The sequence below is a fragment of the Candidatus Viadribacter manganicus genome (genome assembly GCF_001679665.1).
GTDB lineage: Bacteria > Pseudomonadota > Alphaproteobacteria > Caulobacterales > Aquidulcibacteraceae > Vitreimonas > Vitreimonas manganica.
Map to the genome: position 1 here is coordinate 2,716,539 of NZ_CP013244.1, position 13,575 is coordinate 2,730,113.

At 62.3% G+C, this 13,575-nt stretch carries 13 protein-coding genes; 11 read left to right on the forward strand and 2 right to left on the reverse strand.

Features of this window, described 5'->3' with window-relative positions; genetic code table 11:
• The first annotated feature begins 26 nt into the window (after window positions 1-26).
• The 11 genes from ybgC (at window position 27) to ATE48_RS13920 (ending at window position 10,610) form a co-directional block, all read left to right on the forward strand.
• Window positions 27-485 carry a tol-pal system-associated acyl-CoA thioesterase gene (gene ybgC, locus ATE48_RS13870; RefSeq protein ID WP_066772466.1) on the forward strand — a complete coding sequence of 153 codons (459 nt, stop codon included), beginning with the start codon at window positions 27-29 and terminating at the stop codon, window positions 483-485.
• A gap of 69 nt (window positions 486-554) precedes the next feature.
• Window positions 555-1,241, forward strand: coding sequence for a protein TolQ (gene tolQ / locus ATE48_RS13875; protein ID WP_228126630.1), 687 nt, complete (start codon window positions 555-557; stop codon window positions 1,239-1,241).
• A complete protein-coding gene (gene tolR, locus ATE48_RS13880; RefSeq protein WP_066772468.1) occupies window positions 1,241-1,708 on the forward strand; it encodes a protein TolR in 468 nt (155 codons plus the stop codon). Before tolQ ends, tolR begins: the two co-directional genes overlap by 1 nt.
• 1 nt (window position 1,709) lies before the next feature.
• On the forward strand, window positions 1,710-2,432 hold the full coding sequence (locus ATE48_RS13885; protein ID WP_066772470.1) for an energy transducer TonB: 723 nt from the start codon (window positions 1,710-1,712) through the stop codon (window positions 2,430-2,432).
• A 10-nt stretch (window positions 2,433-2,442) separates the two neighbouring features.
• Complete coding sequence (gene tolB, locus ATE48_RS13890) at window positions 2,443-3,777, forward strand: Tol-Pal system beta propeller repeat protein TolB (protein ID WP_066775118.1); 1,335 nt, start codon at window positions 2,443-2,445, stop codon at window positions 3,775-3,777.
• A 106-nt stretch (window positions 3,778-3,883) separates the two neighbouring features.
• Window positions 3,884-4,384 carry a peptidoglycan-associated lipoprotein Pal gene (gene pal, locus ATE48_RS13895; protein ID WP_066772472.1) on the forward strand — a complete coding sequence of 167 codons (501 nt, stop codon included), beginning with the start codon at window positions 3,884-3,886 and terminating at the stop codon, window positions 4,382-4,384.
• A 42-nt stretch (window positions 4,385-4,426) separates the two neighbouring features.
• A complete protein-coding gene (gene bamD / locus ATE48_RS13900; protein WP_066772474.1) occupies window positions 4,427-5,308 on the forward strand; it encodes an outer membrane protein assembly factor BamD in 882 nt (293 codons plus the stop codon).
• Window positions 5,309-5,317: 9 nt separating this feature from the next.
• Window positions 5,318-6,553 (forward strand): tRNA lysidine(34) synthetase TilS, encoded by a 1,236-nt coding sequence (gene tilS / locus ATE48_RS13905; protein ID WP_066772477.1) that lies wholly within the window; start codon window positions 5,318-5,320, stop codon window positions 6,551-6,553.
• Window positions 6,554-6,705: 152 nt separating this feature from the next.
• A complete protein-coding gene (ftsH, locus tag ATE48_RS13910; RefSeq protein ID WP_066772479.1) occupies window positions 6,706-8,643 on the forward strand; it encodes an ATP-dependent zinc metalloprotease FtsH in 1,938 nt (645 codons plus the stop codon).
• Between the two features lie 68 nt (window positions 8,644-8,711).
• Window positions 8,712-10,187 carry a class I SAM-dependent methyltransferase gene (locus tag ATE48_RS13915; protein ID WP_066772481.1) on the forward strand — a complete coding sequence of 492 codons (1,476 nt, stop codon included), beginning with the start codon at window positions 8,712-8,714 and terminating at the stop codon, window positions 10,185-10,187.
• 48 nt (window positions 10,188-10,235) lie between these two features.
• Window positions 10,236-10,610, forward strand: a complete 375-nt coding sequence (locus ATE48_RS13920; RefSeq protein ID WP_066772483.1) for a VOC family protein — start codon at window positions 10,236-10,238, stop codon at window positions 10,608-10,610.
• A 150-nt stretch (window positions 10,611-10,760) separates the two neighbouring features.
• Here ATE48_RS13920 and pgsA read toward each other — a convergent pair whose 3' ends face one another.
• Entirely contained in the window at window positions 10,761-11,396 is a 636-nt protein-coding gene (gene pgsA / locus ATE48_RS13925) for a CDP-diacylglycerol--glycerol-3-phosphate 3-phosphatidyltransferase (protein WP_083197355.1), read from the reverse strand.
• On the reverse strand, window positions 11,368-13,458 hold the full coding sequence (gene uvrC / locus ATE48_RS13930) for an excinuclease ABC subunit UvrC (protein ID WP_066772486.1): 2,091 nt from the start codon (window positions 13,456-13,458) through the stop codon (window positions 11,368-11,370). The genes pgsA and uvrC overlap by 29 nt, the downstream gene beginning before the upstream one ends.
• Window positions 13,459-13,575 lie beyond the last annotated feature (117 nt).

The window sequence follows — 13,575 nt, forward strand, 5'->3', positions numbered from 1 at the left end:
TCGCGCCTTCGTGTATCGCATGTGCCATGAGTGACGAGCCCAGCAGCGGCCGCTTCGATGGTCGTATCCATCAATTGCCGGTGCGGATCTATTACGAAGACACCGACTTCAGCGGCGTTGTCTATCACGCCAATTATCTGCGCTATTTCGAGCGGGGCAGGAGTGACTTCCTGCGCGCCGCCGGCATTCACCATAATGAACTCGCCGCCGCTGCAGAGCCCACCGCTTTCGCCGTCAACAAGATGGAGCTCGATTTTCTCCGTCCCGCGCGGATCGACGATGCGCTCGTGGTAAAAACCGCGTTCGAAACGATGCGCGGCCCCCGCATCTTCATTTCGCAGGCAATCGAAAAATTCGACGAAACCCTGGTCACCTTGAAGGTCCAGGTCTGTTGCATAAGCCTCACGGGCCGCGCCAAGAAACCGCCCGGAGTGCTTTTGGAACGGCTTAAACCATTTCTAGAGCCCTCGGCGTCCAGCTTTTGACAAACTCATACGGCTCTAGACCGTATGGGGAACGCGGCTGAAACGATGGCCGCGAAAGCGGGAGCGAGCATGGAATCCGGCGCAGAGCAGATCACAGTATTGACCCTCTTTCTCCAGGCCGATCCGGTCGTGAAGGGCGTCATGCTGATTTTGGCTGTGGCCTCGGTGTGGTCATGGGCGATCGCAGTCGAAAAGTGGATGCAGTTCGGCGACCTCGAACAGAATGCGCGCCGCTTCGAGCGTGAGTTCTGGTCAGGCCGTTCACTCGATGAATTGGAAGATCGCAGCGACAAGCCCCGCGATGCTCTCGCGCGCGTCTACGCCGCCGCCTCGCGTGAGTGGCGTGAAGCGCGCCGCACCGGCACGGCGGGGGAGAATGCTCAGCTCATGCTCGATCGCGTTGATCGTCTGATGCAGGCGCAGGTCTCTCGCGAACTGGGCCGCGCCTCGCGCAACATGGGCGTCCTCGCGACCGTTGCGGCCTCGGCGCCGTTTATCGGTCTCTTCGGCACGGTGTGGGGCATCATGAACGCCTTCACCAACATCGCCGCGCAACAGCAAACCAATCTCGCTGTCGTCGCGCCCGGCATCGCCGAAGCTCTGTTCGCCACCGCACTCGGTCTCGTCGCCGCCATCCCGGCAGTTATCTTCTACAACAAGTTCAACGGCGATCTCGAACGCTTCGGCGATCGGCTTGAAACCTTCAGCGATGAAGTCGCTGCGCGTCTGTCGCGCCGCCTCAGCGAGCGCGGCTAATGGCGGGCGGGCTTGCCGCTTCCTCACGCCGCCGCGGACGTGGATCGCGACGTGGACGCCTGAGTGAGATCAACGTCACACCATTTGTGGACGTCATGCTGGTGCTGTTGATCGTGTTCATGGTCACCGCGCCGTTGCTCACGGTCGGTGTTCCAGTCGAGTTGCCACGCACCGACGCCAAGCAGCTCGAAAGCGAAACTGATCCGCTCTCGATCACGATCCGCGAAGACGGCACCATCTATGTGCAGGAAACCGTGGTGACGCCGGACGAGCTGGTTGCGCAAATGCGCGCCATTTCGCGCGAAGGCTACGATCGGCGCGTTTTCATTCGCGCCGACGCTACTGCCGATTACGGCATGGTCGCGGACGTCATGGCCCGCTTGTCCTCATCGGGTTTCCAAAATCTCGGTCTTGTGACGGATACGCGCGATGGCCCCCGCCGGGCTGACACCCAGCGCGAGCAGTGACATGCGCGCCGGTTGGGTCGTTTCCGCAATAGGGCACGTCGGCTTCGTCGTCTTGACGATGCTCGCGTGGGAAACGCGCTCAACAATCTTGCCTTCATCGGGCACCGTCGTGCCGGTCGAGATTGTCGATGTTGCGGCAGAATCGAACGTGCGTGCGCTTGCCCGCGATGTGCCCGATGAAGAAGTTTCGGGATCTGAGGCGCCGCCATCGGAAGAGCAGGAGGCGCCTTCTTTGACGCCTGAACCCGCGCCACGCCGTCCGCGCCAGCCGCAAGAAGAGTTCAACGTCGGCGCAACGCAGGACTTGCTGAACCGCGACGCCGAGCAGCGCCGTCGCCGTGAGCACGGCGAGACCTCCGATCGCGATCAAATCGGCGGCGGCCTTGGCACGGCAGAGCGCGTCGCGTTGGAAGATCGGGTCTCAGCGCTCACACAGCGCGCCATGTTGCGCTGCTGGCGCATGCCGGCGGATTTGCCCGATCCCGAGCGCTTGGTGGTGACCTTGTCGTTCGAACTCGATCGCAACGGCAACCTTCGTGGTCAGCCGCGCGTTGTGTCGCCCACCAATACGACGTTCGATCCGCACATGCGCGCCGCCGTCGAGGCGGCGTTGCGCGCGGTCAGATCATGCAACTTTTCGTTTTTTCCGGAAGATCCCGCTGTCGGCCCTCATTACGACGCGTGGGATGAATTAGACTATACGTTCAGAGTTCAAGCGCCTTAAGGAAATGCCGATGCGTCTCATCAGAATGATCGTGCTGGCGGTGGTATCGTCGATCCTGTGCATGGCGGCGCCCGCCTTCGCACAACAGCCAACGCAGGCCATCGGCCGTGTCCACGTCGACATCACCCAGGGCCACTTGAACCCGACGCCCGTGGCCGTCATCGACTTTCTCGGCGCCAACGCCGCCGCGCAGCAAGTCGGTCGCGATATTTCCGGCGTGATCCGCGCCGACCTCGAGCGCTCAGGTCTCTTCCGCTCCATCGGGACCGACGCCTTCATCGAGCGCATTCAAGCACTCGAAGTGCCGCCGCGTTTCGCCGATTGGAAAATCATCGACGCGCAAGCACTCGCCGTCGGCGAAGTGCAAGCACTGCCGGATGGCCGCATCCGCGTCGTCTTTCGTCTTTGGGACGTGTTTGGCGAAGCGCAGATGACGGCGTTCCAGATCGATCGCACGCCAGACGGCTGGCGCCGCATCGCGCACCGCATTGCCGACCAGATCTATGAACAGCTCACTGGCGAGCGCGGCTATTTCGATACCCAAATCCTCTTCGTGTCGGAGAGCGGCCCGCGCACGCGCCGCATCAAGCGGCTGATGATCATGGATCAGGACGGCGCCAATCCGAGCTTCCTCACCGGCCCTGACGCCATGGTGCTGACGCCGCGCTTTGCGCCAAACACGCGCATTCTCACCTATATGAGCTTCGAAACCGGCGCGCCGCGCGTCTTCCTCTACAATCTGAACACCAACCGCCGCGAAGTCTTGGGTGACTTCCCCGGCATGACCTTTGCGCCACGTTTCCGTCCCGATGGAAACGGCATCGTGTTCACGCTCGATATGAACGGCAATTCCGAGATCTTCTCGATGGATCTCGGTACGCGCGCGCGTCAGCGTCTAACTAATCAGCCCGCGATCGACACATCGCCCAGCTATTCGCCTGACGGTGCGCAGATCGTCTTCAACTCGGATCGCGGCGGCTCTCCCCAGCTCTACGTGATGAACGCCGACGGCTCGGGCCAACGCCGCATCAGCTTCGGAGAAGGCCGTTACTCGACGCCGGTTTGGTCGCCGCGCGGCGATCTCATCGCGTTCACGCGTCAAAGCGGCGGCCGCTTCGCGATCGGCGTCATGCGCCCGGATGGGAGCGGTGAACGGATTTTAACCGAGAGCTATCTCGATGAGTCACCGACCTGGTCACCAAACGGTCGTGTCATTATGTTCTTCCGCGAAGGTCGCGGCGAGGGTCCACAATTGTGGTCTGTTGACCTAACCGGGCGAAATTTACGCCGGATCCCAACGCAAACTGACGCGTCTGATCCGGCGTGGTCGCCCTTACTGCCATGACCGGAACATGATTGTCGGCTAGGAACCGGCTCTGTAAGGTTTGCATTCTTGTACCGGGGGTACGGCGACCGCCGAATGCGCCGCTCACTAGGGGAGAATTGTCCTAATGCGTAATACCGTTCTTGCATTGGCCGCTGTGGCCACACTGGCCGCGTGCGCAAGCCGCCCTGAGCCGACGCCGACTGGTCCTACTGGTCCGACCACACCGCCGGTCACTCAACCATCTGGTCCAACCCCGGGCTCAGTTGAAGATTTCCGCGTCTCCGTCGGCGACCGCGTTTTCTTCGGCTACGATCGTTTCGATCTTTCCGCAGAAGCCCGCTCGGTGCTTGAGCGCCAAGCTGCTTGGCTGCGTCAATATCCGAACGTCCGTATCCTCGTCGCCGGCAACTGCGATGAGCGCGGCACCCGCGAATACAATCTCGCACTCGGCGCCCGCCGCGCTGCTGCCGCCCGCGATTATCTGGTGTCGCTCGGCATCGCACAGAACCGTGTTGAAACCGTCTCGTACGGCAAAGAGCGCCCGCTCGATGCACGCGTGAACGAGGAAGCTTGGAGTGTGAACAGAAACGCACACACCAACATCGTTAGCGGCGCTGTCTCGTAAGCGTCAAAATTTGGCCCGAACGCGGGGACTAGGAACTCTCCCATGACCCAACGTTTGGCCTTCAATCAGGCAACAACCCGGCTCGCGGCGATTTTCGCTGCGGCCGGGCTTCTGTTTTCCGCGCCGGCCCTAGCGCAAACGCGTTTGCCGCCGCCGCAGCAAATCGGCTCCGCCGAAGAGCGTCAGGATCGCATTGAGGAACTGCAACAGCAGCTGACCGAAGCGACCGCCGAGAACGAGCGTCTGCAGTACGAAATCAACCAGCGCGATCGCGAAATTCAGCGTCTGCGCAGCATGGTTGGCGAACTCGCGGGGGTGAACCAATCGCTCACGTCGCCGCCCGCAGAAGCGACTGCGCCCGCAACCGGCGCCGCGCCGCCAACCTCGCCGCGAGCTGATGCCGGCCCGGCGCCGACCGGGCTGAATTCCGCGCAACAAGCCAACACCGGCACGCTCGGCGCCATACCCGCTGGCGCTTCGACACCGCCGCCAGCCCCAACGGCGCCGGCCCCCACCGCCGACGAGCTATACGCGCACGGCCAATCGCTTCTCGCCGCCGGCCGCTATCCCGAGGCTGAAGTCGCGTTTTCCGATTTCCTCGAACGCTTCCCCAACGTGGTGCAGACGCCGAACGCACGCTTCTGGTATGCCTTCACGCTGTTGGCGCGGAATAATTATAGCGATGCCGCTTCGAGCTTTGCTCAATACCTTCAGCGCACCCCCCAAGGTCCGCGTGCGCCCGAAGCGCAGGTGCGCCTTGGCATGGCGCTCGCCGGCATGGCCCATGATGGCTCCAACGACGCCGCCGAGCTTCGCCAGGCCTGCGGCGCATTCTCCTCACTCACCGCGCGCTATCCTCAAGCGCCGCGCAACGTCCGTGACCTCGCCACCCGCGAAGCGCGCGCCGCGAACTGCCCCGCCTAAGCTCGTCTCATGCTCGATCGGCTAACGATCGAGCGCATGATGGCGTGGACCGGCGAAAGGCCGGTGCTTATCGCATTATCAGGCGGGGGTGATTCCGTTGCGCTCATGCGCCTGCTTGTCGCCGAATGCGGTGCGCATCGGCTGCATGCGGCGATCGTCGATCACGCTCTTCGCGATGGCTCTGCAGATGACGCGGCGCGCGCGCGTAGCTTTGCGGATGCGCTTGGTGTTGCGGCATCGGTCCTTACCGTGAGCTGGGAAGAGGGCGCCAATCGGGCCCAGCAAGCGGCGCGTGAAGCGCGGTATCGAGCGCTCTGCGAGCACGCACGTTCTGAAGGCCTCAACACCATCGCCGCAGCGCACACCAGCGACGATCAGGCAGAAACTCTGCTGATGCGCGCCGCCAACGGCTCTGCGTGGCGCGGCCTCGCTGGCATCGCAGCTTTTGCCTTCGCACCGATCTGGCCTGAGGGGCGCGGCATCGCGCTCGCGCGTCCTTTGCTTGGCGCGCGTCGGGATGAACTGCGTTCGTATCTTCGAGAAGAGGGCGCTGCGTGGATCGAGGATCCAGCCAACACCAATCCCAAGTTCGAGCGCGTTCGCGTCCGTGCGCGCCTTAGCCAACTTGAAGCTAATGGTTTTGAGCCTTCGCGGCTGGTGCACATCGCCAAGCGCCTGCGAGCTCGCTCTGATCTCCTTGATCGCGCTGCATTGCAGCTCATCGCCAGCGCCGCGAGCGTTGGACTCTCCATCTCCATCAAAGGTGTTGTCTGGTCGGGCCCGCGCGATGTGCGATGCCGCGCCTTATCCATCTTGATTGCCGCCGCCGCCGGGGCGTCACGCGAACCTTCTTGGGGCGAGGTGGAGCAACTCGAACAACGGATTTTCAGCGCCGGCTATCGCGGCGAAACGCACACTGGCGTTGCGTTCTCACCAGCGAAACATGGCGTCACGCTGGAACGTGAACGCGGCGCTGTGCTCGGTCGCACCGATGGCGTGCCGGCAATCGCCCCACTGTCGCTGATCCAAAATAAGGAAGCAATTTGGGATGGCCGCCTGGCGATCACAGCGTCTGAGCCCGGTTGGCGCGTTGTTCCAGCGCGGAACGACGCGCTCGCAGCGTTCGAAAATGGCTCGCCGCCAGCGCCCTACGCCGAAGTTGAAGGCATACTCAGTCTGCGCCCGCTCACCGCAGAGCGCATTGCACACGCCGTCGCTCCGGACATTAACCACGCGAAACCATGATTTTCGCCCCATTTCCAACCTATGCGTTCACCCGCCCTTGACCCGCTTGATGGCAGTAAGGGGTGTTCAGCAGCGGGCGCGGTCCCTATCTTGCTGAAGAAATTATTGCCGCGAGCCGGGCCGGAGCGCGGACCAGAAGGTCGGACCAATTTATGCCCATCCGTTCATTGCTTGTCTGGGGCGCTATCGCTCTGGTGCTTGTGGTTCTGTTTGCCGCCATGAACGGCGGCAACAGCGCTCTGCGTAACGCGACGGAGCTGCCATACTCGCAGCTGATGGACCGCGTTGACGCCGGCGGCATCGCCAGCGTCACCACGCAAGCCGACACGCTGCTCGCGACGGCCAAAGACGGTAAACAAACGTTCGTCACCTATTTGCCGAGCGGCACGATGGCCAACGTCGTCGAGCGCCTCGATACGGCCGGCGTCATGGTCGACACCAAGCAGCCCAAGCAGGGCCCAGGCATCGGCGACATGCTGCTCGCGATCCTTCCGATGTTGCTGCTGATCGGCGCCTGGTTCTTCTTCATGCGTCAGATGCAAGGTGGTGGTCGTGGCGGCGCCATGGGCTTTGGCCGTTCGAAGGCAAAATTGCTCACCGAAGCCAAAGGCCGCATCACGTTCGAAGATGTCGCCGGCATCGATGAAGCCAAGGAAGAGCTTGGCGAGATCGTCGAGTTCCTGAAGGACCCGGGCAAGTTCCAACGCCTCGGCGGCAAGATTCCGAAGGGCGCGCTGCTCGTCGGCCCGCCAGGTACTGGTAAGACGCTGCTCGCGCGCGCGATCGCGGGCGAAGCCAACGTGCCGTTCTTTACCATCTCGGGTTCGGACTTCGTCGAAATGTTCGTCGGCGTCGGCGCAAGCCGCGTGCGCGACATGTTCGAGCAAGCCAAGAAAAACGCACCTTGCATCATCTTCATCGACGAAATCGACGCTGTCGGTCGTCATCGCGGCGCCGGCCTTGGCGGCGGCAATGACGAGCGCGAACAGACGCTCAACCAATTGCTCGTCGAGATGGACGGCTTTGAAGCCAACGAAGGCATCATCCTCATTGCCGCGACCAACCGCCCCGACGTCTTGGATCCTGCGCTGCTGCGTCCGGGCCGCTTTGACCGTCAGGTTGTCGTGCCCAACCCGGATGTCGCTGGCCGCGAAAAGATTCTCCGGGTTCACACCCGCAATGTGCCGGTGGCGCAAGGCGTCGATCTGAAAACCATCGCGCGCGGCACGCCGGGCTTTTCGGGCGCCGATCTTGCCAATCTCGTCAACGAAGCGGCGCTTCTTGCGGCGCGCCGCGGCAAGCGCGTCGTTACCGGTCGCGAGTTCGAGGACGCCAAAGACAAAGTTATGATGGGCGCCGAGCGCCGCTCGATGGCGATGAGCGAGAAAGAAAAAGAGCTCACCGCCTGGCATGAAGCTGGTCACGCCATCGTCGCGCTCAACGTGCCGGAATCGGACCCGGTGCACAAAGCGACGATCGTTCCGCGCGGCCGTGCTCTTGGCATGGTGATGCAATTGCCGGAAGGCGATCGCTATTCCATGAATTACACCCAGATGACCTCGCGCCTCGCGGTCATGATGGGCGGCCGTGTCGCCGAAGAACTCCACTTCGGCAAAGACAAAGTCACCTCCGGCGCTTCATCGGATATTCAGGCCGCGACCAGCCTTGCGCGCAACATGGTGACGCGTTGGGGATATTCGGATGATCTTGGTCTCGTTGCCTACGGCGACAATCAAGAAGAGATTTTCCTCGGCCACTCAGTCGCGCGCACGAACAACATTTCGGGCACCACCGCGAAGAAGATCGAGGATGAAGTGAAGCGCTTCGTCAACGAAGGCTACGAGAAGGCCAAGCAAGTGCTCACCGAGCGCGCCGAGGATCACAAGCGTCTCGCCGAAGCCCTGCTCGAGTACGAAACTCTCTCGGGTGAAGACATTGCGATCATCCTCCGGGGCGAAAAGCTCGATCGTCCGGATGACACGCCTTCGACGCCGTCCGCGCCAACGCCGGCTTTGCCGGTCACGGACGACGACGGCCAGCCAGCGCCGCATTCCGGCGCCTGGGGCGGCGCTCAGCCACAAGGCGCCTGATCAAAGACACGAGCCGCCGGCAATGGCCGGCGGTTTTGTTTTTGGGTCCTCGCGTCTAGAAGAGCGCGATGGCGACCGACGAACCCGTAGATTTGCGCAAACTCGTTTATCCGGAGACGTATTTCGTCGGTCTGTCGCCCGCGGAGATCCGCCTGGCTTTGCTCAGCCGCGGCGTTAAGTTCGAAGCCAACCGTCCGCTCCGCTATCTTGAACTCGGCTTTGGCTCGGGCTTTTCATTGAATATCCACGCCGCCGCCAATGACGGCGAATTCTGGGGCAACGATTTCGTTCAGGCTCACGTTGATGGCGCCAGCGCCATCGCTTCCGTCTCCGGCGCACGCGCGCGCTTCCTACCGGACTCATTCGCCGAGCTGCTAACCCGCGAGGATCTTCCCGCCTTCGACATCATCGCCGCCCACGGTATCTGGACCTGGGTGCCCGACGAGGACCGCGCCGCCATAGTCGCGCTTCTGCAGCGTAAGCTTGCACCCGGCGGCCTCTTTTACGTCAGCTACAACAACACCGCCGGCTGGTCGTCCGTTGTCTATCTGCGTCAGATGATGAAGCTCTATTTGGCTGAATCCGGTGATGTGAAAAGCGCTGACGTCAGTGATGCTGTCGCGTTCGCTCGTTCGCTCCAAGGGGCGGGGGCCGCCTATTTCAAGGAGAACCCCATCGCCGCAACTGAGCTTGCCGGCATGGACGTGCGCGACGCCGTTTATCTCAAGCAGGAATACTTTCTCGACGACTGGAAACTGATGTCGTTGGCCGAGGTTGAAGCTGCGCTCGCGCCCGCCGGCCTACGCTTTGGCGCCCAGTTTCCGCTGATTACGCATGACGATGAACTGGTGCTTGGCCCGAGCGGGCAGGCGCTCGTCGCAAAGCTGCAAACCCCAATGCTGCGCGAAACCGCGCGCGAAGCGTTCCAAGGCATGGGCTTTCGCCAGGATATTTTCACAAGGCAAGTAGCGACCCTCAACGCTGAGGAGCGGCGCGACCATTTCCGCCGCCAAGCTTTCCTGCTGATCGCGCAACCGCACAGCGTGCGCCTTAAAGGGCCAAGCCCGTGGGGCGAGCTCGATCTCGGCGCCCGCGGCTGCGCGCCGGTGATGAACGCCATGGCGGAGCTGGGCGACGGCCCGCACACACTCGCCGACATCGAAGCGGCTTTGCCTGACATCGCGATCGACGATCTCATCACCCGCATCATTATGTTGGCGGCCGTCAACGTCGTTCGCCCTGCGCTGTCCTCGGCAGAGCAGGAGATTGCCGCGCCGCGTTGCGCCGCGCTCAACGCTTATGTTCTCGGCCTTTCAGGCGACAATGGCGCCGTGCTCGCCTCTCCGGTGCTGGGCGCAGGCGTGCGCGTGACGCCGCTCGAAAAGGTGTTCATCGCCGCCTATGCGAGCGGCAAGCACACCGCCGAGGCAATCGCCCCGGCGCTAGCGGGCCATTCCGAACTCTACGGCCGCAGCGCCCATGAAGTCGCCGCCACCATGTTCGCCACTAGCCTCGCACACTTTTGCGCTATGCGACTTTGCTAGACCGCACGCCACGCTGGGCGTAACGAATGACGTGAAGGAGGGCCGCTCATGCTCGCGACTGCGCAGATCACAGCGCTCGTAGGGACGGTGAAGCCAGAGATCGCGAAAGCGTTCTATGCCGATATACTTGGCCTCAAATTCATTAGCGATGATGGTTTTGCTCTCGTGTTTGAAGGCGCAAACGCGCGGGTCCGCGTTTCGCGCGTGCCCGGCGTGACGCCGGCCGGCTATGCCGTCCTTGCCTTCACCGTGGACAACATCGAACAGGTCGTGGACGGGCTCACCGCCAAGGGCGTCATTTTCGCTCGTTTCGGTTTCTTCGTGCAGGACGCGCGGGGCATCTGGACCGCACCGGACGGCGCCAAAGTCGCCTGGTTCCATGACCCCGACCTGAACCTCCTGTCAGTCGTTCAGCACGTGTGACCGATAGCCCCTTGGCGGGGGCGGGGCGGATCAGCTAGAGCCGAACTTCAGGTTTTCGGATCCGGGGAAATACATGGCTGCGCTCATTGCCATCGGCGTCTTCATCGTGGCGATCTTCGTGCTCAACACGATCGAATTCGGTCGTCCGGACTAAGTCCGCTTCATCAGCGCGCCGACATATTGCGCGCCGCTGACCAGCGCCAATACCGCCGCCGACCAAATCAGCAGCCGCGCGGCCCAATCCAATCCAAGAACGACGCTGATCGGCGCTGAAAGCTGCACCGACGCCTGAAAAGCGAGAAACGCGCCAACGCCGGCCATCTCCGCCGCTGCTTTCCATTTTCCCAATTGGCCGACCGGCAGCGATTTGCCTTGCGCCGATATCCCTTCGCGCAATCCGGCGACACCGACATCGCGCCCTAAGATCAAGATTGTCGCCGCGACCAGCATCATTGGCAGCGCCGCGTAGGCGAGCGCAACCAGCGCGCACGTCACCAGCACCTTATCGGCCGCATGATCCAGCGCTGCGCCGAGTGGCGTCACCGCATTCCATTTGCGCGCGAGATAGCCGTCCAACCAATCCGTCGCCGCAGCGGTAAGGAACACAATGAAGATGATCGCGTAGATGAGCCCCGCGATTTGTGGATCGGCATGCACCAAGGTTGCGGCCCACAGGATCATGCCAGCCACCACCGGTCCCATGACAATGCGGTACACAGTCAGCAGCGTAGGGATTGGGCTCTTGCCCGCCGCGGCGTTAGCGTTTGTTGTCGTGGAAGAAGTCATAGATCCGCTTTGCCAGTTCTGTGTTGACGCCTTCAACCGCTTCCAACTCCGCCAATGCTGCACGCGAGACGCCGCGCGCGGAACCGAAGCGATCAAGCAAAGCGCGTTTGCGCGCCGGACCAATGCCGCCGATTTCGTCGAGCGGATTTTTCACGAGCCCAGCACTGCGTTTGCCGCGGTGAGCGCCGATCGCGAAGCGGTGTGCTTCGTCCCGGAGCCTCTGCAGGTAGTAGAGGACGGGGCTTTTCTCGTCGAGCCGGAATGCCGGCTTGCCCGGAATGAAGAAGCGCTCGCGCCCAGCGTCGCGATCGACGCCCTTGGCGATGCCCGCAATAATGATGCGGTTCTTCAATCCCAATTCATCGAGCGCCTCGAGCGCTGCATTGAGCTGACCATCGCCGCCGTCGATGAGCACGAGATCGGGCCAGGCGCCGAATTTCGTATCGCGCTCGGACTCATCGCGCTCTTTGGAAAAATCGACGCCGCCGTCGCTCACAGCTCCTCCTCTCCCTTGCGGAGATAGGGTCGGCGGGTGAGGGGCGTTTAATTGATCCCTCGCCTGATCGTCGGCTCGCCCTTCATCCACCAGCCCCTTCTCTGCAAGAGAGAAGGCGGATTCCTCGCGCTCCGCCAGCATCCGCGCAAACCTGCGCCGGATCATCGCCTTCATCATCGCAAAGTCGTCGCCCTGAAACTCCTCCGACTTCATGTTGAACTTGCGATACTGGTTCTTTGTGAAGCCTTCGGGTCCGGCGACGATCATCGCGCCAAGCGCGTTCGTGCCTTGGATATGGCTGTTGTCGTAGACTTCAATCCGTTCCGGCCGCTGCGAAAGCCCGAACACTTCCGCGACGCCATCCAGAAGTTTCGCGACGCTGCCGGTTTCCGCCATCCGCCGGCCCAGCGCTTCGCGCGCATTGAGCAGCGCCGCATCCACGATCTCGCGCTTTTCACCACGCTCCGGCTTGCGGATTTCGACCTTGCATTCGGCTCGCACGCACAGCGCTTCTTCCAGCAGCTCGCGGTCCGTTGGTTCGATATTGCTGAGCACAAGCTTTGGCGGTTCGCGGTCGTCGTAGAATTGCGCGATGAACGCCGAAAGGATTTCCTCCGCCGCTTCTTCGGCGCCGTGACGCGGGAAGTAGGCGCGGTTGCCCCAGTTCTGACCGGCGCGGAAGAAAAACACTTGAATGCACGATTGTCCGCCCTCGACGTAGAGCGCGAACACGTCAGCCTCATCGAATGTATGCGGATTGATGCCTTGTGAGGCGCGCACGCTCGCCAGTGCTCGGATGCGGTTGCGCAGTCGCGCCGCGTGCTCGAATTCCAGCTTCTCAGCGGCTTCACGCATCTCAATGGCGAGCCGATCCTGCAGCGCCGCTGAGCGGCCTTCTAGGAAGTCCACAGAATCCTTCACCAAGGCGGCGTACTCGGCCTCGCTCACCAGCTCCGTGCACGGCGCTGAACAGCGTTTGATTTGATAAAGCATGCACGGACGCGTACGCCCGCTGAACGTTGAATCGGAGCAAGAACGCAGCAGAAATGCTTTCTGCAATGTGTTGAGTGTGCGGTTCACTGCGCCGGCGCTGGCGAAGGGTCCATAGAACTTGCCTTTGAAGCTCTTCGCGCCGCGGTGCTTTTGCAGGACCGGCACAGCATGATCGGTGCGAATGGCGATGTACGGGAAGCTCTTGTCGTCCCGCATCAGCACGTTGTAACGCGGCCGCAGCCGCTTGATCATGTTGGTTTCGAGCAGCAGCGCTTCGGTTTCCGTCGCCGTGACGATCACCTCCATCGAGACCGTCTGATGGATCATCCGATGGATTGCGTTGGTGTGGCCGCGTCCTTGCGCATACTGGCCGACGCGGTTCTTCAGGTTTTTGGCCTTGCCCACATAGAGCACTTCGCCATCGGTCCCGAGCATCCGGTAGACGCCGGGTTTGGTCGGCAGCCGCTTCCATGTATCGCGAACAGCTTCGATGCCCTTCATCGCGGGCGTTGGCGCATCTTCGCTGGGCAAATGCTCCAGCGAGGGCAAGGTGGGTTTGTCGGCGCCGCTCATCGAGTCATCAGTGTAGCGTCACAAATGGGGTCGGGCGCGGCCCGATCCCAGGCATGGCGCCTGGAACCTCTGGTCCTGCGGCCCCGCGCCCCCTGGACGCCAGCTGCGACCCCAGCC